The sequence below is a fragment of the Enteractinococcus helveticum genome, from assembly GCF_020742345.1.
GTDB lineage: Bacteria > Actinomycetota > Actinomycetes > Actinomycetales > Micrococcaceae > Yaniella > Yaniella helvetica_A.
Window position 1 is genome coordinate 1 of sequence record NZ_DYXC01000098.1, and the last position, 19,444, is coordinate 19,444.

A 19,444-nucleotide genomic window follows, 5' to 3' on the forward strand; every position below is an offset into this window, starting at 1 on the left:
CACGCCAGGCCATGTTGTCCGCCATGGTGCCGACGGCGATGAACCACGAGCATCCATGACCAGGTTCGAAGTCCATGCCGGTGAAGGCATCACCATTCAAACCGCCGGTGGTGGCGGTTACGGGAAACCACAGTAGCTGCGATTTGACCCTCCCGTAACGGGAGGCTGGATCATGGAGATACCGTCACCTATGAAAGGATCAAATCCATGATGACTATCGGCGAATTTCCGCAGCCGACCAGGCAGCATTTCATGATGTCATACAAGACCTTGTCCACCAGGATATTCAGGTCACCGGTCCACTGTGGACCGAATTTCGGATTCATCCAGACTCAGCAATGCCACTGATGTGCCAAGCAGCCGGGATCAGTGCTGCGGTGGCACCCACGTTGCACCGACCCGAGTGCATTGAAACCGGGACCCTGGCACCACGGATCGAAAAATATATTCGGCTTGCCCCAGTGTTTGCGATGAGCTCCGAACTGTCCGCACCACACCCTGCGGTCGTAGCATTATTTAGCAACGTCAACGCACACCAGGTGCAACGCTACCGGCAGGTCAGACCGGTAACCTTTGAAGATTCCGAGATGGAGCTGGTCGTCGATCTACCTCTGGCTACCGACAGCACGGCACCAGCGCATTGATTGTTGTTACCGTAGAGTAACAGTAGGGTGCCAGATGATCAGAAAGGTAGGCCATGACCGCTGCACAGACCCTTGCCGAAGTCCAACACGTCTACAGAACCGGACGAACCCGCAGCGTCGAATGGCGCTTAGGCCAGCTCTCCGCACTACAACAACTGTTGGAAGACCACACCGACGCCATCGAAATAGCCCTGCAAACCGACCTTGGCAAGAACGGTTTTGAATCCTGGGTAGCTGAAATTGGTCAGGTCCTCCACGAAATCAAAGTCCTGCGGAAACAGGTCTCCTCCTGGGCCAAACCGCAACGCGTCCGAACACCGGTTGCCCTCTGGCCCGCGTCATCAAAGATTCAACACGAACCCCGTGGCACCGTGCTGGTCATCTCCCCGTGGAACTATCCGATCCTGCTCAGTCTGTCCCCGCTGGCCGGGGCGGTGGCCGCAGGCAACGCGGTGGTAATGAAACCCTCTGAGATCGCCACCGCGGTCGAAACCCTCCTGGCCGAACTCATTCCGCAATATCTCGATCCACACGCCGTTCGGGTCGTGACAGGCGGCCCCAACGTCGTCCACCAGATGCTCAGCGCCGGCCCAGACTACGTGTTTTTCACCGGCTCACCACGCGTAGGATCCATCATCGCCCAGACTTGTGCGCAACACCATATTGATTACACGCTCGAGCTTGGTGGCCAATCCCCGGTCTATGTGCACGACGACGCCAATATTGACACGACCGCGACCCGATTAGTCTGGGGAAAATTTTTCAACGCCGGGCAGACCTGCGTGGCGCCCAACCACATCTATGTCCATCAAGCGGTCGCTGAGAAATTCCAAGTTGCAGTGCTGGCTAAGCTCTCTGAGCAATTCGGGCCAGATCCGCAGAACCATCCAGACTATCCACGCATGATCACCCCCGATCACACCGCCAGCCTCGCTGAGCTACTCGCAGCCTCTACCGGCACAACACTGCACGGCGGAACCATTGACGCCGAACAACGCTTCATCGAACCGACAATCATCACCGACATCTCTGAAGACGACGCCTTGATGTCACGAGAACTCTTCGGCCCGGTTCTACCTATCATCCAGGTCACCGGGATCGACGACGCCGTGCACCGCATCAATCAACGAGCCCACCCACTGGCCGCATACGTATTCACAGAGTCCAATGCCATCAAAGACACCTTTTGCGATCATGTCGTCGCCGGAGCCATCGGCATCAACATTGCGGTCCTGCACGTTGCCAACCCACACCTGCCATTCGGTGGGGTAGGAGCATCAGGTCGCGGCCAATACCACGGCCGGTGGTCACTAGAAAGATTCACCCACCAACGCGCGGTCTTCGACAAGCCCACGAACTATGACACGATCAAATTTCTGGCACAACCGGTACCGGGTTGGGCCAATCGACTGGTTCGACGGCTCTTGTCGGCGGGCAAGAATCCACCCGCCGACAAACGAGCGGCGCAGTACTACCGTACCCGGCCACCGCAATAACCTTCGCCACGGACACCAGTTTGCAATTTCTTCCACGCGGGGAGCCACTAGTTGGGCAACAACATCACAGGCTCGATGTCCCCGGCCACGTCTTTGACGCCCCGCTGGCCTTCCACAGGTGAGGTCTTGGCCAATTGGCAAGCATGAAACGACCGGGACTTCGTCGTGTTCTGGTGTGGTGCGATGCGAAGGTCAGACCAAAACTTCCCAGCGATTCCCGAGTTAAGTTCGCAGCCCATCGCTGGTGCAGTGCGCCCAAAATTTGGCCACTGACGAGCTGGTGTCAAACGGCGGTCTGACGCGCTGATCAGTCAGCTCGGACGCGGCTACCGTGGCTGGCCCCCGGCACGCAACCAAAACAAGACCTGAGCGTGGGCAGTGCTTCTCCGTTCGAGAGTCGATCGGTGGTGTGTCTGAAGATTGAAGTGCTTAAACCTGATGCGGGGTGCACACCGGAATCGATGTGCACCCCGCTGAGTCAAGCACCAAGGTTCTCAGAGTACCTTGGACAAGAAGTCCTTGAGCCGATCTGATGTCGGGTTGCCAAAGATCTGCTCTGGCGGACCGTATTCTTGGATCACGCCGGCATCGATGAAGGCCACTCGGTCAGCCACTTCCCGAGCAAAACCCATTTCGTGTGTCACCAACACCATGGTCATGCCCTCATCGGCAAGACTGCGAATAACACCCAGCACTTCACCGACCATTTCGGGATCCAGCGCTGAGGTCGCTTCATCAAAAAGCATAATCTCAGGATTCATCGCCAGAGCCCTGGCGATGGCCACACGCTGTTTCTGTCCGCCCGACAGGGATGCTGGTCGTGCGTCAGCTTTTTCTTCGAGACCAACGCGGCGTAGTAATTCCAGAGCTTCTGTGCGTGCTCGTTCTTGAGTATATTTTTTAACCTGGGTCGGCGCTAACGTAATGTTTTCAGCCACGGTCATGTTGGGGAACAAGTTGAAGTGCTGGAACACCATGCCAACGTGTTTACGGACTTCATTGAGGTCAATCTTTTCGTCGGACAGGTTGAAGCCACCCAACCAAATATTGCCTGAGGTAATGGACTCCAACCCGTTGATGCAGCGTAGCAGGGTAGATTTTCCCGAGCCGGATGGGCCAATAATACACACGACCTCACCGGTTTTGACATTGGCATTGATCCCGCGCAGTACCTCATGTTCGCCGAATGATTTGTGGAGATCCTCGATACGAATGACGTTGGTCTCGTCATCGGAGATCAATGGGATTGTGGAAGTTTCTGGACTCGACATTAATTATTCACCCTTCTATCCACAAAGTTTGCCAGAGCGGTCAACAACCAGACCGCCACGAAGTAGATGGCCGCAACGATCAACAACACCTCGGTGGTACGGAAATTCGCCGCATAGATTTGCTGAGCCTGGTACAGCAACTCGCCAAAACCAATGGCCAGCAGCAATGAGGAGTCCTTGAGCATGATGACCAACTGGTTGATCAGCGACGGTGTCATGATCTTGAACGCTTGGGGGAGGACGACCTTACGCATGGCCTGACCTTGTGTCAGTGCCAGGGACCGGGCCGCTTCGGTTTGTCCGGGATCGACTGATTGCACAGAACCACGGACGATTTCCGCGATGTACGCCGCTCCGTTGAGTGACAAGGTTAAAGCACCAGCGACCCAGATGGAGATTGGGACGCTGATCAACTGTGGCAGACCGAAATAAAAGAAGAACGCCCAGACCAGAATTGGTGTGCCACGGAAGACGGCGATAAAGGCTGTGGAAATCCCACGCAGCACAATATTCGACGAGATCTTCATGAAACCAAACATCAAGCCCAGTGCCATGGCAATGGCAAATGAGACGCCGGTGATGAGCAAAGTATTGCGCAGTCCCACCATCAACGCTGGCATCGAGGTTGCTAACAAACCGAAGAAGGTTGACGGATCCGGACCGGATTCCCCACCGATGTAATGGTCAAGAATCTCTTGGTATTCACCGGATTCCTGCAGGTTGGCCAGGCCCTCGTTAAACATTGCTAACAGTTCTCGGTTCTGGTCCTTATTCACCAGAAAACCGTAGTCACCGGTTGGCTCGGGTTCTGATACCAGCTCCAGCCCCGAGCCTTGTTGGATCCCGTAGGCAATAATTGGCAGGTCATCAACAAGTGCTGCATCGTGCCCAGACTTGACCGATTCCACCATGGTGGTAGTTTGATCAAGCGCGTTGATCTCGAAGTCGTAGTCTTGTTGCATCTCGCGAGCCCACTCTTCGGAAAGTGACCCGGTCTTGACCGCCACGGATTCGCCCTCAAGGTCTTCCCAACCAGAAATGCCGGAGTCTTCCAGGGTTGCGATGGTCAATTCACCAGTGAAATATGGTTCTGAGAAGTCATAGACTTGTTGACGTTCTTCCGTGATCCCTGCACCGGCAATCACCCCGTCCACCTGATTGGCGGTCAATGCCTGCAGCGCCGCATTGAACCCCATGGACCGAAATTCGACACGGAAGCCTTGATCCTCGGCGATAGCCTTCATCAGGTCGATATCGATCCCCACCAGTTCGCCGGCAGGGTCGCGAAATTCAAATGGCGCAAATGTTGTGTCTGTACCAATGACATACAGCTGGCCTTCTGGATCGCCGCCTTCAGCATCGGGTGCAGTATCTGCTAGTGCAGATGGCACCATCAAGAAGCTGAAGAGTGCCACGAGCCCGGCGAAGACCCATGACACAAAGGTCTTATTTTGCCTCATCTCATCACTCCAATTAGTTAGTCAGGCATAAAATCATAGCTAATCAGAGCACGATACAGTTGTACAATCTTCGTCTGCGCTAAGTTACTGAAGTACAAGACGAATCTTCGATATCAAGCTGTTATGGGTAATATAGGAGAATCTTCGTACTGTCATAGGAGAAGGGGCGCGACGAAATATGCGCATCGACAACGATTCTCAGCGCTGGTTGCAACACCACCATCAGACTCAGGCCGTTCCATGACAGATCCACATAACCACAGTGTGCCATATCGAGTGAATGCTGATGTCGGCAATCATTGGAGAAATATTTTTCAACGAGAACATCCTGACGATTTGCCTATGCGAGCTGTCAATTCACTTCGGCCGCGGCAAGACCCAAGGATCCTCTCAGCTGCAATCGCCAAACGCATATATTCAGCCGGATGCCCCAAACGTATTGCAGCCATTAAGTGGCATGCCGCATGAACGCCAGGGCGATCGCATGATAAATCTCGGGCTGGCAATGTATCAATGCAAGATGTCTAGAACATCGTGTTTTACCCTAGTAAGAACACTTTCTCGGCGCACACTCCGGAATCGCGCATTTTGTGGCCCGGGGTCTGTGCTCAGGGAGTATAGCGACGACTTAGGCGGTAGCTCCCCGCTTGTTCGATAAGATCTATAACTGAATCATCCCGATCCCGCACCGGGTGATTCGCCGGTCACACAGAATTGGTAACAATGTCACAATTATTTGGTACTGACGGTGTTCGAGGCATAGCCAACGAAAAAATTACCGTCGAACTCGCAATTGAACTTGCCCAAGCCGGGGCAGCTGTCCTCGGATTCGAGAATTCCAACGGAGCACGCCCCAAAGCCGTGGTGGCAAGGGACCCGCGTATTTCTTCGGAATTTATCACCGCCGCCGTGTCAGCCGGTCTGGCATCATCGGGCGTTGACGTCTATGACGCCGGTGTCATGCCAACCCCAGCAGCCGCCTATCTGGTAGATGACATCAATGCTGATTTTGGTGTCATGATCTCCGCGTCACACAACCCAGCTCCAGACAACGGCATCAAATTTCTAGCACGCGGTGGCGATAAACTCACCGATGCACAAGAAGCCCGTATTGAAGCGCAACTGAGCCAACCTCCCTTACGTCCCATTGGTGCCGAAGTCGGCCGTGTGCGCAGGTTTTCCGATGCGGAAGACCGTTATGTCATCCATCTACTGAAATCACTGCCGAACCGACTGGATGGGCTCAAAGTCGTCATCGACGCCGCCCACGGAGCAGGTTCTGCAGTGGCACCGCAGGTTTTTGCAGACGCTGGCGCCGAGGTCGCACTGATCGGGGCCGACCCAGATGGTCTGAATATTAACCAAAACTATGGCTCCACCCATATGGAAAACCTTCAGGCTGCCGTACTTGAACACGGTGCTGATCTTGGCATCGCATTGGACGGGGACGCTGACCGGTTCTTAGCTGTAGATCACAGCGGCACCGTCGTCGACGGCGATCAGATCATGGCGATCATGGCGTTGGCTCTGAAAGAACAAGGCAAACTCAAAGATGACACCTTGGTTGTCACGGTTATGAGTAATCTCGGGTTGAAGCTGGCAATGCAAGCACACGGGGTCAATGTCGTGGAAACCAAGGTGGGAGATCGGTACGTGCTAGAGGCTATGCACCAGAAAGACTATTCTCTGGGTGGCGAGCAATCCGGCCATATCATCTTCTCTGAATGGGCCACGACCGGCGACGGGATTTTGACCGGGCTACACCTTGCCGCGCGATTAAAAGAAACCAAGAAGACCCTGGCTGAGATGTCAGAAGTCATGACGCGACTGCCACAAGTGTTGATCAACGTCAAAGACGTCGATAAAGATGGGGTCGGCAAGAACGGTATCGTTGCCGAGGCGGTTGCCAAAGTCGAGACCCAACTTGGCGAAACGGGACGCGTACTGCTACGCCCATCGGGCACCGAGCCAGTGGTTCGCGTCATGGTCGAAGCAGCTGACAAAGACACCGCAGAATCCCAGGCCCAACTGCTGGCGAGTGTGGTGTCGGAAAACCTCTCACTGTGAGTGCACCTAACGAGCACCCCGCCGAGGAAGAGTCACCGAAAGCCGAAGGATATTTCCGTCGCGACGTCGATGAGTTCCATCGGGAAGCCAACGTGCTTGCCGGGCATGACCCGCAGGATGTTTCAGCAGACCCACCAAAAAACCTGACAACTCGACGGCTCCTAGTCTTTGGCATTCTAGTAGTAGCTGGTGTGCTTGCCGCCGCATTAGCCATGGGTCTGATGGCTATTCCGGTCTGTGAAAATCCACCGTACAACTGGATGCCGTGCATCCCGAATTTCTAGGGGACGATACATCAGCCCTCCGATAAGGCACCGGAGGGCTGATGTGTCTTTTTTCGTGTGAGAAGTTTTAGACGCGTGGCCGATTTGTCAAAGCATCGCGAATTTCACGCAGCAGCGCAATTTCTTCTGGAGTTTCTTCTTCGTCTTCTTCTTCGCGCTTACGCATTGCGATGAGCTTATTCATCGGGGTCACGATGAAGAAATACACGGCAGCTGCAACCAGTAAGAAGTTCACCAGGGCGGTGAGCAGGACACCAAATGCGATTTCGTTGCCGTTGAGGGTGATTTTGGCGAAATCGTCGAAATTCGGCGAACCGACGAGCGCGGAGATCAGCGGCATTAAGACTGAGTCTGTTAGAGCCGTCACGACCTGTGTAAAGGCGGCACCAATAATTACAGCAACGGCAAGGTCCATAACATTACCCTGCGCTAAGAAGTCTCTAAATCCCTTGAACATAACTCATAGTATAAGGTCAAACCCCATCATTACAGTATGAGATATGCGTCACGATGGGTCTATTCTTGGTAATCTGGCGCTGGATCTAATTCAAATTCGCGTTCTGCAACGCCAGAATGCTCGACAATATGCTGTGCATATTGTTCACCGAAGTAGCGTAAGTGCCATGGTTCGTAGGAAAAACCCGTGTATTCGTCCTCGTCTTCAGGGTAGCGAATAACAAACCCAAACTCGTGAGCCCGCTCAACCAGCCACTGTCCGGCTGGGGTATCACCAAAGCTTTGTTTTAGGGTGTGCTGACCTCCTGGTGTATCAACATCAAGTGCCAATCCCGTTTGGTGCTCGGAAAATCCTGGTCGAGCCGACATTTCATCGGTATTCGTCGTGCCGTATCGGCGAACGTAGTTGTCATACAGTTGGGTCTGGTAATCATACGATCGATACGCTGAGATGACCGTCAGGTTGATGCCGTCCTGATGGGCAGCTTCAAACATCGCTTGTGTTGCTTCGGCGGCTTCTTTTCGCAGCATGGGAGCACTTGTCCCGAACTGGCTGGGTAACTCCACCAGATCTGTCGGTTCGTAGTCAGCCGGCAGGGGGCGTAGTTTATTGACGATAACCGTTATCGAATCCGGGGACTCCAGATCCTCGGGGATGTGCGATGCATCCTGCGTCTCCTGGTCTGTTGAGTCAGGCGTCGTTGACTCGGGCAGGGCTACTTCAATTTTGGGTAGAGCAGGTGTGCTCATGGTCGGCGACGGCGTGCTGTTCGTGTTTGCGCGTTCCTCCTGGGCCGTCACCGGGGTGAGTGTGACCTCATCGACCTGCCGGGGGACAGGCTCTGATGACTGTGGTGATGACGGTAACGACTCCGAAGACGTTGAAGACTTGGTGGCACTTGACTGTTTTCGACCAGGGGCAACTGTCAGCTTCATATCGCTGTCATCGCTTGAAGTCACTGGATACGTTTCTGGTTTCAGCGGCGAAAATTCTTGCACCTGGCGTCCCATGGTCTCAGCAACAACGGGCGGGGAGACATAAATACTTGCTCCAAGACACGCCAACGTGACCGCAGCAGCGGTCACAGTCACCGTTGTGTTTCGTGGCATGCTCAGATTTTCCTCATCAGGACGCGTCTGACGTAGTGGTCTGCGTTCTTGGTCAATACTAGTTTAGCTCTGCCCCGAGTAGGCAAGACGTTTTGGATCAGATTCGGTCCGTTGATCCGATCCCAAATACCGGTGGCAGTTTTAATGGCTTCCGTATCGGTCAGGGCCGCATAGCGGTGAAAGTAGGAATCTGGGTTGGCAAAGGCCCCCGAACGCAGTTTCATAAAGCGCTTGACATACCAGTTGCGAACTGCTTCGTGCGGGGCATCAACATAGATGGAATAGTCGAAAAAGTCAGACACCGATAGACCAGAGGTGCCATCGGAACGTGGCCGCGGCGGGGCCAACACGTTGAGCCCTTCGACAATCAACACATCTGGACGCCGCACCACAATTTGTTGATTGGGCACAATGTCATAGGTCAGATGCGAATACATCGGGGCCCGCACTTCCGGGACCCCAGCTTTGACATCTGAGACAAAACGCAGCAAACGGCGGCGGTCGAATGACTCGGGAAAGCCTTTGCGCTCCATCAGACCCCGCCGTCGCAGCTCAGCATTGGGATAGAGGAAACCATCGGTGGTCACCAACTCCACCCGTGGGGTGTTGGGCCAGCGACGCAACATTTCCTGCAACACGCGGGCAATCGTCGACTTGCCGACTGCCACCGAACCTGCAACACCAATGACAAATGGGGTGCGGCGCGTGGTCTCACCCAGAAATTTATTGGAAGCTTCCCGGAGTTTGGCAGAGGCTTCGACGTAGATGCTCAGCAGGCGGGATAGCGGCAGATAGACCTCAGCCACTTCGGTTAGGGACAGTTGATCTCCCAGCCCCCGCAGCCTCTCGACGTCAGACTGGTCGAAAGGTTGTTCTAGCTCGTGGGCTAGTCTTGACCATGTAGCACGGTCAAGTTCAATAAATGGCGAGTACGACTGCTGTGGCTCGACCGGGGGTGAGCCCACGAAATTGATGGGCTCAGTTACCGGACTCACCGGAGTGTTTGGTGAATCGGGGGCTCCTGCAGCAGAGCTGGTCGCATCACGAATGTGGAAATTCACCTCCTCATTATGGCTCATCAAACCGGACAGAAGACAATTATTCATACCCAGCTTAGCTACCGGCAAGGGTAATTAACAGAGTTTAGAATCAGGAGATCGGTGAAACAGCCACAAGAGCAGCCGACCATACCCACGGGCAACAGCGGATATATCCAAGCGTTCTTGGCATATTTGCTGTGGGGCGTTCTGCCGATCGTGTTCGCCTATTACATGACAAGCCATCCGGTTGACCTACTGGCATGGCGCATTATTTTTGCGCTCGGCGTCACACTGGCTGCTATCTCGTGTATGCGTGGGGCATGGAAACGGTTGGGTACCGCGATGAAGACCCGACGTGACCATTTATTGCTCATCTTGGCCGGACACCTCATCTTGATTAACTGGGCCATATATATTTATGCGGTGGCAACCAACCGCGTGCTGGAAGCCTCGTTAGGCTATTTTATCAACCCCGTGGTGACTATCGTGCTGGGGGTTGTGCTTCTCAAAGAACGGTTGCGAGGCTTGCAGTGGACAGCGGTGATCGTGTCATGTATCGCCGTGATCGTGTTGACCGTAGAACATGGCCACTTGCCGTGGATTTCCCTGACACTGGCCTGCTCATTTGCGCTTTATAGCCTGGTCAAAAATAAAACCGGCCCGTCGGTAGACTCGCTGACCGGACTGACCGTCGAAACCCTATGGTTAGCAGTGCCATCAACGGTGTGGTTGGTCTTGGCTTCAATGGGACTACTGGGTACCGCCGCAGGTATAGGCGTCTTTGAAACATTCGATACCGTACAAAGTGTCACTCTGCCGGTGGTGGGGTTCGTCACCGTTATCCCGTTGGTGTTATTTGCCGCAGCTGCCGCACGATTGCCGCTATCAACGGTGGGCATGTTCCAATACATTGCACCTATTGCGCAATTCCTCTTTGGGTATTTCGTATTCCATGAGGCCATGTCAACGGGCCGTTGGATCGGGTTTATTTTGGTCTGGGTGGCGGTGATTATTCTTATTGCAGATGTTCTACGACAGATACGACAGAACCCGAAGTTACGAATCACAACATCGCAAACTGCCCGAGAAGAACCGGTAGACTACACATCATGATCATTGGCATAGGTGTGGACATGGTTGACATTGCGCGCTTTGAGCGACAGCTGGAACGGACTCCGAAACTTCGTGAGCGTCTATTTACTCCGGCTGAACGCGAATTAAGCCTGCAGTCGCTGGCGGCCCGATTCGCCGCCAAAGAGGCCGTTGCCAAAGCCCTTTCCGCTCCAGCCGGCATGAACTGGCAGCACTGCCAAATCGGTCGCGAAGCATCCGGTGTGCCCTACGTGGTGGTCACTGGAACCGTTGCCGACATCGCCGAAGCCAAAGGTGTCCGACGCTGGCATCTGTCCTTATCCCACGACGGCGGCTGGGCCACCGCCATGGTTGTGGCCGAGGGCTAATGCGTCGCTGCTATACCGGAACCCAGATTCGCGCGGCCGAGACGCCGCGACTGGAAGCTGGTGACGGTCCGGTCCTGATGCGTCGCGCCGCATGGGGACTCGCACACCACACCCTTCAACTATTGGCAACCCGCGGCCGAACCTACGGCAGCCGAGTCATCGGACTGATCGGGAAAGGCAATAACGGCGGCGATACACTGTGGGCACTCAGTTTTCTCGCCAAACGCGGCATTGCCATTGCGGCCATCCCCATCAATACGACCACAACCGATCTGCATCCGGAGGGCCTGGTCGCATTTCGCCGTGCAGGTGGTCGCATCGTCGATGAGATTGCTCCCGATACTGCCGCCATCCTAGACGGGGTGTTCGGTACCGGATTTTCTGGCAGCTTTGATCTGCCCGGCTACCTAGCGACGAATGATCTTAGCCTTCCGACAACGGCCGCCGTCATTGCCTGTGACATTCCATCGGGCATCTTGGCCGATACCGGCCAGATACCCGGGGCAGCGTTGGCAGCTGATTTGACTGTGACCTTTGCCGCACCCAAGGTGGGACTGTTGGCTGAAGCCGGAAGTCAACACAGCGGTATGATCCGCGTCGTCGACATCGGCATTAACGACCACCTGACAGCCATTGAGCACCCATGGTGGATTGCAGAAATCCCTGACGTAGCTCAAAGCTATGGGACACCTGCCTGGGATGTGCATAAATATTCGCGCGGTGTGCTCGGTGTAGTGGCCGGATCAGCAGAATATCCTGGCGCGGCCGTACTGGTGGTCAATGCTGCAGCCGCGACCGGGGTCGGGTACATTAGCCTGGTTGCTGAACCGCCACGTGGCAAAACGGTTGCAGATAAAGTTATCAGCGCCAACCCGCAGGCTGTTGTTGCAGACCACCTTACGGATAAAGCGACCTGCGTTGTGGTTGGGCCTGGGCTTGGGCAAACCAGACGAGCCAAAGAGGCCACCGGTGCAGCACTCCAAGCAGCACTACGACTACAAATTCCAGTCTTAGTCGACGCCTCAGCACTCGACGTCTTGCAAGCCGAGGTATTCGAGCGGGGATTTGCGGCCCTGGTGTTGACGCCCCACGTAGGGGAGATGCGACGTCTCACACAACGACTAGCCCCGGATCTTGCTGAGCATTCGGTTGTCGACCAGGCTGAAGAATTCGCGCGACGCTTTGGAGCGTGGATCGTGTTGAAATCAGCCACCACTTATGTGTTTGGTCCCCACGGCGTCCGCGGTCTGCACCCGGGGCGCACCGCAGAACTGGCGACCGCAGGAACCGGCGACACGTTGGCAGGAATACTGGGGGCCGGGCTGTCGCGACTGCGACCCGAAGACCACGACTTTAGCCAACAGCTCTTTAACACGCTCAGTGCCGGCGTGCGATTACACTCAATGGCCGGTGAACTGGCAGCCCGCGACGGCGGCGTCGTCGTGAGCACGCTGGAAGATTACATTCGTCAAGCAAAACGTCAAGGTCTGGAATAATAAACGTCACTATGGCTACATGTTGGAGTTCAGAACCGGAACGCTGGGTGACCATCGATCACTCGGCGTTGGCGCATAATATTCACACCATCGCCCAGTGGGTCAAACCTGCCCAGGTGATGGCCGTGGTCAAAGCCGATGGCTACGGCCACGGCGCGGTAGAAGTCGCCCAAACTGCAATAGCCGCCGGAGCCACCTGGCTGGGCACCGCCCATATTACCGAAGCCCTGAGGTTGCGCGAAGCCGGTATTACCGCGCCCCTGCTGGCCTGGTTGCACACGATTAACACACCATTTCAAGCGGCCATCGAACACAACATTGACATTGGGGTCTCTGGCCCAGAACTTGAAGCCGTGGCGGAGGCCGCGGGCAATGCCGATCTGCCTGCTCGCGTTCACCTGAAAATTGACACCGGCCTATCCCGCAACGGGGCGGTACCAGAAATCTGGGATGACCTGTGCAAGCGTGCCTCCGAACTTCAACAAGCCGGAACCCTGCGGGTTGTGGGCGTCTTCACCCACTTTGCCAACGCCGATGACCCAGAAGGCGACGCCGACGTCGATGCTCAACTGAGCCTCTACCATGAGTCAGTAGAAATCGCTCGCAAGCACGGTCTGACCGTTGATGTGCGACACGTGGCCAACTCACCGGCCTTGCTATCACGCCCCGATACCCACCTGGACATGGTCCGGGCCGGGGTGGCCATCTACGGGCTGAGCCCATTTCCCGACCGTACTGCCCAGGACCTCGGGCTGCGCCCGGTCATGAGCTTTGGGACCACCGTAGCCAATAATAAACCCGCCGATGTGGGCACCGGGGTGTCCTATGGTTATGCTTACCGTTGCGAACTGCCCACCCGACTGGCCCTGATACCCGCCGGATATGCCGACGGAGTGCCGCGTACCGCCGTGGGAGCACCGGTATGGATTCAGGGCAAGTTCTACCGCGTTGCCGGTACGATCGCCATGGACCAATTTGTCGTCGATCTACAAACCGAGCGCAATGATGTAACCACCGCACCCGTTGGTGCTGAAGTCGAATTATTCGGCGAAAAATCTGGGATCTCTTCGGACGCCTGGGCTCTTGCCGCCGGCACCATCAACTACGAGCTGGTCACTCGCATCGGGTGCAGGGTGCCCCGGGTGCATAAACAGTGGGTGTAATGATGCACCAGGAAATAGAACTTGCCGACCTTGCAGCCACCCAACGCCTAGCCGTTGCCGTTGGCCAACAGGTACGCGCCGGTGACGTCATTATTTTGACCGGCGAACTCGGCGCCGGTAAAACCACTTTCACTCAGTCACTGGCCAGGGCACTGGGCATCACCGCGCCTATTACGTCGCCAACCTTTGTCCTGGCCCGTCACCATCATCATCCCGACGACGGCCTGAACCTCGTTCACGTCGATGCCTACCGCATCACCGGCGCCGACGAACTCGCCAGCCTCGATTTAGAATCTTGGCTAGCAGACTCCGTGGTCGTCGTGGAATGGGGCCGCGGCACTGCCGAAGCCCTGACCGATGCCTACCTGGACATTGAACTCCTTCGCCCCGATGCGCCCTACGACGAACTCATCACGGATTTTTCAGACGACGACATCCAAGAGCCCCGCACGGCGATTATCACCGGGCACGGGCAACGTTGGGAAGGAATCCAGCTGATATGAGCCAAATATTCTTAGCGCTCGATACCTCCGCCACCGCCTCGGCGGCCATCCTGCGCGACGAGCAGATCGTGGCACACCGGGCCACCGATTCCCAACGGAACCACTCAGAAGTCTTAGCCGGCTTTATCACCCGGGTGCTCACCGACGCCGGACTCGACCCGACGGCACCACAGGGCCTGGACGGCTTATTCGTTGGTGTCGGCCCCGGCCCCTTTACCGGACTACGCGCAGGGATTGTCACCGCCCAAACCCTGGCCCACACCTGGGATATCCCGGCCCACGGCGTCCTCAGCCTGGATGGGCTGGCCCACCGAGTGGCGCCAGAAGCCTTGCGCAGCGGGGTCGATGAATTCATCGTCGCCACCGATGCCCGCCGCAAAGAGGTCTATTGGGCCCACTATGACAACATCGGCGGCCAGCCCCAACGCCTCCACGGGCCCTTTGTTACCGCTCCATCCGAAGTCACCGAACTGCCCGTCTACGGCGCCGGCGCAGGCCTATATCCACAACACCTCTACGGTATGACCAACTTCACCGACGCCGTACCGGATGCCGCAGATATCGCAGCCTATGGCGCTCTGGTACTCCGTCGCGGCCAGGCACTGCTGCCAGTGGAACCGCAGTACTTGCGCGGCCACGATGCCCAAATCCCAAAACAATTACGTAAATGAACGCGCCAGCACCACTGCAGTTGCCACCCGGCTACACCCAGCGTACCTGGACGGCCGCGGATCTCACCGAGATCACCAAACTCGATGCCCTGATCTTTGGTCCGGACGCCTGGTCCTACCAACTCTTTGAAGCCGAATACCAGGCATCCAATGCCGCCAACCCGCACACGTTCTATCAGGTCATCACCCATAACCACGACCTTGTCGGTTTTGCCGGGATCATATTTGGCCCACCATTCGCTGACATCACCACCATCGGCATTCACCCCGACCACGTCGGCAAAAAACTCGGTGCTGCCCTGCTCATCTGGTGCATCCGCATCGCCTGCGCACTGGGCGCCAAAGACATTTTGTTAGAGGTTCGGGCCGACAACCACACCGCCCAACGGCTTTATGCCGACAACGGATTCACTCATATCCACACCAGACCTAAGTATTATCCTGGCGGAATAGACGCCTGGATCATGCGTAAACACCTGCGCGAACCAGAAACATCCAGCAGGACCAAGGAGTAACATGACATCCCCGATCGTAATAGGGATCGAAACCTCGTGCGATGAAACCGGCATCGGCATCGTATCTGGGACCACCCTGCTGGCTCACCAGGTTGCATCATCCATGGATGAACACGTGGCCTTTGGCGGGGTCATCCCCGAAATCGCCGCCCGCGCACACGTCACCGAATTTCTACCCGTACTGGAAGCGGCCCTGGCCGAAGCCAACATCACCCTCGACGACGTTGATGCCATCGCAGTCACCGCCGGCCCCGGACTCGCCGGCGCTCTGATGGTCGGAGTTGCCGGTGCCAAAGCTCTGGCAGTAGCCACCGGCAAACCGCTCTATGGGATCAACCACCTCATTGCCCACATCGGCGTGGGCTTTCTCGACGACGTCGGCGCTGACCTCCACAACGTCAACCAACTCGGTGCGCTGCTCGTGTCCGGTGGGCACACTGAAATGTTGAAGATCAACTCGCTCACCTCCGACGTCGAACTCCTGGGTTCCACAATCGACGACGCAGCAGGCGAGGCCTACGATAAAGTCGCCCGACTGATCGGCGCAGGATACCCCGGTGGACCGGTGATCGACACGATGGCACGCCAGGGCAATCCCACCGCCTTCAAATTTCCCCGCGGACTCACGGCCCCCAAGTTCATGGGTAACGCCCAGGAACCCGGCAAAGATCGATACAACTGGTCATTTTCTGGACTCAAAACCGCGGTGTCTCGTGCCGTGGAACAATTTCAACGACGCGACATGGATATTCCGGTCAACGACATCGCAGCGTCCTTCCAGGAAGCGGTGGCTGACGTCATTACGCATAAGGCAGTCTTGGCAGCAACCGAGCACGGTATCGACCACATTCTGCTGGGCGGGGGAGTTGCTGCAAATTCTCGGTTGCGCGCCTTGCTCACCGAACGCACTGCGGCCGCAGGCATTGGCTTGACCATTCCACCGATCAATCTGTGCACGGATAACGGTGCGATGGTTGCCGCCCTGGGTGCGCAACTCGTCGCGGATGCAGTAGAACCATCGCCGATGAATTTTTCCGCTGATCCGACCCAATCGGTCAACCTGGTCAGCGTCTAAACCGCATACCAACTGCAAGGCTGCGAACACGGCCAAGAAGTTTACCAGTTGCGGATCGAACGAACGGTCTCCGCGGCAGAGCTCAACACCAGGTTTGTCGCCTGCTGCTGAGACAGTCTATCGCCGAACTTCGACTGCGTCTCAGCACGCTGTTGGGCCGCGGAGTTATCCGCGCGCAACATGTCTTCGACCCACTGCAGCTCCTTGGCACACCCTAGATGATCGGCGATAGGTTCAAGGCGGTTTAACACCAGTTCCAGATGATCCGTCACCAACATCTCTGTGCCTGCCGTATCGATAATAGCGATGGTGTCCAGACCATAGCGGGCTGCGCGCCACTTATTTTCTTGTACATACCAAGGGGGCAAAATATCGACGTGTTCCAGTGCATCGACGTCGCCGCCGACAACTTCGTGTACCAAACATTGGGTCAACGCGGTAATAGCTCCCACCTGCTGCAGAGTGGACACTCCATCGCACACCCGCTGTTCGATGGTGCCGTATCGGGGTACCGGCCGGACATCCCAACGAATCTCGCTGACGTCATCAATGACCCCGACGGTGGACAACTGCTCGACGACGTTTTCGTAGTCAGCCCAGTCATAGTACTGAAACGGCAACCCGCTGGTAGGTAACTGCTGGAACAGCAATGTACGCTGTGAAGCATAGCCGGTATCGTAACCAACCCAGTATGGACTAGAGGCACTCAGTGCCAGCATGTGTGGATAGTACTGAATAAGATAATTCAGCGCCGGCATTGCTTTGTTAATGTGGTCTAGCCCGATGTGCGCGTGTACCCCATAGATCAGCATTTGCTGGCCCCAGTACTGGGTGCGGTCCAACAGCTTCCGGTAACGATACCCGGAGGAGACTCGTTCCTGGAACGGGTTGGCAAAAGGGTGCGTGCCTTGTGAAAACAAGGTCAGATCGTCATCTGCGATCAAATCAAGAATATGTTGTCCCGCGGTGGCCAGCTGGTCTAGTCCGTCTCCGACCCTTTGACATACCCCGGTGACCAATTCCAATGTGTTGAGCATAAACTCGCCAACAATCTGAAATGGCGCATCCGAAGGGACATTCAGATTTGCCAAAATGTTATCGCTAACATTGCGTAACTCGCCGGTGGCACTATCGACAAGCCCAAGCTCCCATTCGATACCAACGGTCGACTGGGAAGACTTTGCAAATTCCAAACGCACCTTGAAGCCTTTCGTCATGATCTTTTCGTCAATAGTACCGGGCACCAGAGTGCGGCAAAGCTGTCGGATGTCGTGAGTCAGCCCCATATTTCCCAATGGCTGTCCAAGTCTCATATCTGAAACAGCAAAAATGGTCTACTTCGGCTTCGGTAAGATCTGCGCACGCGTAATATTGCAGCAGAAAATTTGTCGTGCATCGTCGGACAACAACCAACATTACCCAATTGTGTCGAGCGTTAGATCACACTTGAATGAGATCGCCAGCATGAATAACAGTCAATAACTTCCACTCAATCAAAGATATCTCATTGATTCCGAGTACTTTATTGGATTCCGGTGCCTCTTGTAGAGCTGCGCTTTTGAGTGTGACCTGAATAACAGCATCTCACCTTGCGCTAATTGACGCAGGCTGCCTAAACTGATCAATTGTTAGCTTAGGCGTGCCTAAGTGCACAAGAGTGCTAATCTGTTATTTTACTCTGTCATTTTGGAGACTGAACGTGAAAAATTTTGGACTGACACGTTATCGTGTAGCCGCCCTGCTTGCGGTTGGTGCCCTCGGGCTATCCGCTTGCGGGACCGCAAATTCAGACGATACTGCGGAAGCTGAAAGCAATGGTGGCGACGCTGCAACTGTTGAAGTAACCGATATGGCCGGTACCACCCATACTGTTCCAACAGAACCGGAGTCGGTTATTGCTACTGATAACCGGGTATTCCGCACCCTTGCCGAGTGGGATATTGATCTGTCTGCTGCACCAGTTGACCTGATGGCTGATGACCTACCAGTGTTAGAGAAATACACTCAGAATGAAGACATTCTCAACCTCGGAAACCACCGTGAACCAGACATGGAATTGGTCACCGCGGCTCAGCCTGACCTGGTGATCAACGGCCAGCGCTTCAGCCAGCACGCCGAAGCCATCGCTGAAGCCAGCGATGAGGGTGTCCCAATTGTCGACACCAACATCGACACTGAATCTGGTGCTATCGACCAAGAGTTCCGCGATCAAATCACTCTGCTCGGCGAAGTTTTCGGACACCAGGATGACGCCGAAACCCTGATCGCTGATTTCGACGAGGCGCTCGACCGTGCCAAAGAAGCATATGATTCTGAGGTCTCAGTAACCGGACTGGTCACCTCCGGTGGCGATATCAACTACGCCGCTCCAACCACCGGTCGCGCAATCGGCCCACTCTATGACATTCTTGACATGACCCCGGCGCTTGAAGATGAAGGTTCAAGCGACCACCAGGGTGATGACATCTCGGTTGAAGCCATCGCCTCGGCTAACCCAGAATTCTTGATTGTTATGGACCGCGACGCTGCCGTCGGTGACGGCACCTCCGCTGGTGCCAAAGAACTCATTGAAGAATCTGAAGCACTGCAGGATGTACCTGCGGTAGCAAACGATAATATCTACTACATGCCAGCTGATTTCTATGTAGCTGAGGACATTCAGAACTACACCACTGTCCTCAACGAACTGGCTGATATGTGGTCGGAATAATATAAAAGGCTCTGCTGCGTGAC

At 55.6% G+C, this 19,444-nt stretch carries 19 protein-coding genes; 13 read left to right on the plus strand and 6 right to left on the minus strand.

Annotated elements, in window-relative coordinates:
* The first annotated feature begins 347 nt into the window (after nucleotides 1-347).
* Both K8V32_RS08915 and K8V32_RS08920 read left to right on the plus strand, forming a co-directional pair.
* Complete coding sequence (locus K8V32_RS08915; RefSeq protein ID WP_303906033.1) at nucleotides 348-644, plus strand: hypothetical protein; 297 nt, start codon at nucleotides 348-350, stop codon at nucleotides 642-644.
* A 53-nt stretch (nucleotides 645-697) separates the two neighbouring features.
* Nucleotides 698-2,140 carry an aldehyde dehydrogenase family protein gene (locus K8V32_RS08920; protein WP_303906036.1) on the plus strand — a complete coding sequence of 481 codons (1,443 nt, stop codon included), beginning with the start codon at nucleotides 698-700 and terminating at the stop codon, nucleotides 2,138-2,140.
* Between the two features lie 494 nt (nucleotides 2,141-2,634).
* On the opposite strand, the gene K8V32_RS08925 is transcribed toward K8V32_RS08920, so the two are convergent.
* Together K8V32_RS08925 and K8V32_RS08930 are read right to left on the minus strand one after the other, a co-directional pair.
* Nucleotides 2,635-3,411 (minus strand): amino acid ABC transporter ATP-binding protein, encoded by a 777-nt coding sequence (locus K8V32_RS08925; RefSeq protein ID WP_303906039.1) that lies wholly within the window; start codon nucleotides 3,409-3,411, stop codon nucleotides 2,635-2,637.
* Nucleotides 3,411-4,871 carry an ABC transporter substrate-binding protein/permease gene (locus K8V32_RS08930; protein WP_303906043.1) on the minus strand — a complete coding sequence of 487 codons (1,461 nt, stop codon included), beginning with the start codon at nucleotides 4,869-4,871 and terminating at the stop codon, nucleotides 3,411-3,413. The genes K8V32_RS08925 and K8V32_RS08930 overlap by 1 nt, the downstream gene beginning before the upstream one ends.
* Before the next feature lie 723 nt (nucleotides 4,872-5,594).
* Here K8V32_RS08930 and glmM point away from each other — a divergent pair.
* Nucleotides 5,595-6,938: a phosphoglucosamine mutase gene (gene glmM / locus K8V32_RS08935; RefSeq protein ID WP_303906045.1), complete on the plus strand. Its 1,344-nt coding sequence runs from the start codon at nucleotides 5,595-5,597 to the stop codon at nucleotides 6,936-6,938.
* Nucleotides 6,935-7,222 carry a hypothetical protein gene (locus tag K8V32_RS08940; RefSeq protein ID WP_303906047.1) on the plus strand — a complete coding sequence of 96 codons (288 nt, stop codon included), beginning with the start codon at nucleotides 6,935-6,937 and terminating at the stop codon, nucleotides 7,220-7,222. Before glmM ends, K8V32_RS08940 begins: the two co-directional genes overlap by 4 nt.
* A 67-nt stretch (nucleotides 7,223-7,289) precedes the next feature.
* On the opposite strand, the gene mscL is transcribed toward K8V32_RS08940, so the two are convergent.
* The 3 genes from mscL to coaA are packed head-to-tail and all read right to left on the minus strand — an operon-like array spanning nucleotide 7,290 to nucleotide 9,894.
* A complete protein-coding gene (mscL, locus tag K8V32_RS08945) occupies nucleotides 7,290-7,679 on the minus strand; it encodes a large conductance mechanosensitive channel protein MscL (RefSeq protein ID WP_303906050.1) in 390 nt (129 codons plus the stop codon).
* A gap of 59 nt (nucleotides 7,680-7,738) precedes the next feature.
* Nucleotides 7,739-8,788: a M15 family metallopeptidase gene (locus tag K8V32_RS08950; protein WP_303906052.1), complete on the minus strand. Its 1,050-nt coding sequence runs from the start codon at nucleotides 8,786-8,788 to the stop codon at nucleotides 7,739-7,741.
* A gap of 2 nt (nucleotides 8,789-8,790) precedes the next feature.
* Nucleotides 8,791-9,894, minus strand: a complete 1,104-nt coding sequence (gene coaA, locus K8V32_RS08955) for a type I pantothenate kinase (RefSeq protein WP_303906054.1) — start codon at nucleotides 9,892-9,894, stop codon at nucleotides 8,791-8,793.
* 54 nt (nucleotides 9,895-9,948) lie between these two features.
* Here coaA and rarD point away from each other — a divergent pair, with 54 nt between their 5' ends.
* From rarD to tsaD, 8 genes are read left to right on the plus strand one after another with little or no spacing between them, the layout of a single operon-like run.
* Nucleotides 9,949-10,941 carry an EamA family transporter RarD gene (gene rarD / locus K8V32_RS08960; RefSeq protein ID WP_303906057.1) on the plus strand — a complete coding sequence of 331 codons (993 nt, stop codon included), beginning with the start codon at nucleotides 9,949-9,951 and terminating at the stop codon, nucleotides 10,939-10,941.
* Entirely contained in the window at nucleotides 10,938-11,288 is a 351-nt protein-coding gene (locus K8V32_RS08965) for a holo-ACP synthase (RefSeq protein ID WP_043058709.1), read from the plus strand. The genes rarD and K8V32_RS08965 overlap by 4 nt, the downstream gene beginning before the upstream one ends.
* Nucleotides 11,288-12,784, plus strand: a complete 1,497-nt coding sequence (locus K8V32_RS08970; RefSeq protein WP_303906062.1) for a bifunctional ADP-dependent NAD(P)H-hydrate dehydratase/NAD(P)H-hydrate epimerase — start codon at nucleotides 11,288-11,290, stop codon at nucleotides 12,782-12,784. The genes K8V32_RS08965 and K8V32_RS08970 overlap by 1 nt, the downstream gene beginning before the upstream one ends.
* A gap of 47 nt (nucleotides 12,785-12,831) precedes the next feature.
* The gene (gene alr / locus K8V32_RS08975; RefSeq protein ID WP_303906065.1) at nucleotides 12,832-13,947 is read left to right on the plus strand and encodes an alanine racemase; all 1,116 of its coding nucleotides are present in this window, start codon (nucleotides 12,832-12,834) and stop codon (nucleotides 13,945-13,947) included.
* Nucleotides 13,947-14,450 (plus strand): tRNA (adenosine(37)-N6)-threonylcarbamoyltransferase complex ATPase subunit type 1 TsaE, encoded by a 504-nt coding sequence (gene tsaE, locus K8V32_RS08980; RefSeq protein WP_303906068.1) that lies wholly within the window; start codon nucleotides 13,947-13,949, stop codon nucleotides 14,448-14,450. The genes alr and tsaE overlap by 1 nt, the downstream gene beginning before the upstream one ends.
* Nucleotides 14,447-15,121 carry a tRNA (adenosine(37)-N6)-threonylcarbamoyltransferase complex dimerization subunit type 1 TsaB gene (tsaB, locus tag K8V32_RS08985; RefSeq protein WP_303906071.1) on the plus strand — a complete coding sequence of 225 codons (675 nt, stop codon included), beginning with the start codon at nucleotides 14,447-14,449 and terminating at the stop codon, nucleotides 15,119-15,121. The genes tsaE and tsaB overlap by 4 nt, the downstream gene beginning before the upstream one ends.
* On the plus strand, nucleotides 15,118-15,636 hold the full coding sequence (locus K8V32_RS08990; protein ID WP_303906074.1) for a GNAT family N-acetyltransferase: 519 nt from the start codon (nucleotides 15,118-15,120) through the stop codon (nucleotides 15,634-15,636). Before tsaB ends, K8V32_RS08990 begins: the two co-directional genes overlap by 4 nt.
* Nucleotide 15,637: 1 nt before the next feature.
* On the plus strand, nucleotides 15,638-16,711 hold the full coding sequence (gene tsaD / locus K8V32_RS08995) for a tRNA (adenosine(37)-N6)-threonylcarbamoyltransferase complex transferase subunit TsaD (RefSeq protein ID WP_303906077.1): 1,074 nt from the start codon (nucleotides 15,638-15,640) through the stop codon (nucleotides 16,709-16,711).
* Nucleotides 16,712-16,752: 41 nt separating this feature from the next.
* Here the strand turns inward: tsaD and K8V32_RS09000 are convergent, their stop codons facing one another.
* Nucleotides 16,753-17,928 carry a glutamate--cysteine ligase gene (locus K8V32_RS09000; RefSeq protein WP_303906080.1) on the minus strand — a complete coding sequence of 392 codons (1,176 nt, stop codon included), beginning with the start codon at nucleotides 17,926-17,928 and terminating at the stop codon, nucleotides 16,753-16,755.
* Between the two features lie 482 nt (nucleotides 17,929-18,410).
* Between K8V32_RS09000 and K8V32_RS09005 the strand changes: the two genes are divergently transcribed.
* On the plus strand, nucleotides 18,411-19,421 hold the full coding sequence (locus tag K8V32_RS09005; protein ID WP_303906082.1) for a siderophore ABC transporter substrate-binding protein: 1,011 nt from the start codon (nucleotides 18,411-18,413) through the stop codon (nucleotides 19,419-19,421).
* Nucleotides 19,422-19,444: the final 23 nt, after the last annotated feature.

Bases quoted from the DNA above. Each gene is read 5' to 3' on its own strand.
- K8V32_RS08915 (WP_303906033.1), top strand. From the start codon at position 348: ATGTGCCAAGCAGCCGGGATCAGTGCTGCGGTGGCACCCACGTTGCAC.
- K8V32_RS08920 (WP_303906036.1), top strand. From the start codon at position 698: ATGACCGCTGCACAGACCCTTGCCGAAGTCCAACACGTCTACAGAACC.
- K8V32_RS08925 (WP_303906039.1), bottom strand. From the start codon at position 3,411: ATGTCGAGTCCAGAAACTTCCACAATCCCATTGATCTCCGATGACGAG.
- K8V32_RS08930 (WP_303906043.1), bottom strand. From the start codon at position 4,871: ATGAGGCAAAATAAGACCTTTGTGTCATGGGTCTTCGCCGGGCTCGTG.
- glmM (WP_303906045.1), top strand. From the start codon at position 5,595: ATGTCACAATTATTTGGTACTGACGGTGTTCGAGGCATAGCCAACGAA.
- mscL (WP_303906050.1), bottom strand. From the start codon at position 7,679: ATGTTCAAGGGATTTAGAGACTTCTTAGCGCAGGGTAATGTTATGGAC.
- K8V32_RS08950 (WP_303906052.1), bottom strand. From the start codon at position 8,788: ATGCCACGAAACACAACGGTGACTGTGACCGCTGCTGCGGTCACGTTG.
- coaA (WP_303906054.1), bottom strand. From the start codon at position 9,894: ATGAATAATTGTCTTCTGTCCGGTTTGATGAGCCATAATGAGGAGGTG.
- K8V32_RS08965 (WP_043058709.1), top strand. From the start codon at position 10,938: ATGATCATTGGCATAGGTGTGGACATGGTTGACATTGCGCGCTTTGAG.
- K8V32_RS08970 (WP_303906062.1), top strand. From the start codon at position 11,288: ATGCGTCGCTGCTATACCGGAACCCAGATTCGCGCGGCCGAGACGCCG.
- tsaE (WP_303906068.1), top strand. From the start codon at position 13,947: ATGATGCACCAGGAAATAGAACTTGCCGACCTTGCAGCCACCCAACGC.
- tsaB (WP_303906071.1), top strand. From the start codon at position 14,447: ATGAGCCAAATATTCTTAGCGCTCGATACCTCCGCCACCGCCTCGGCG.
- K8V32_RS08990 (WP_303906074.1), top strand. From the start codon at position 15,118: ATGAACGCGCCAGCACCACTGCAGTTGCCACCCGGCTACACCCAGCGT.
- tsaD (WP_303906077.1), top strand. From the start codon at position 15,638: ATGACATCCCCGATCGTAATAGGGATCGAAACCTCGTGCGATGAAACC.
- K8V32_RS09000 (WP_303906080.1), bottom strand. From the start codon at position 17,928: ATGACGAAAGGCTTCAAGGTGCGTTTGGAATTTGCAAAGTCTTCCCAG.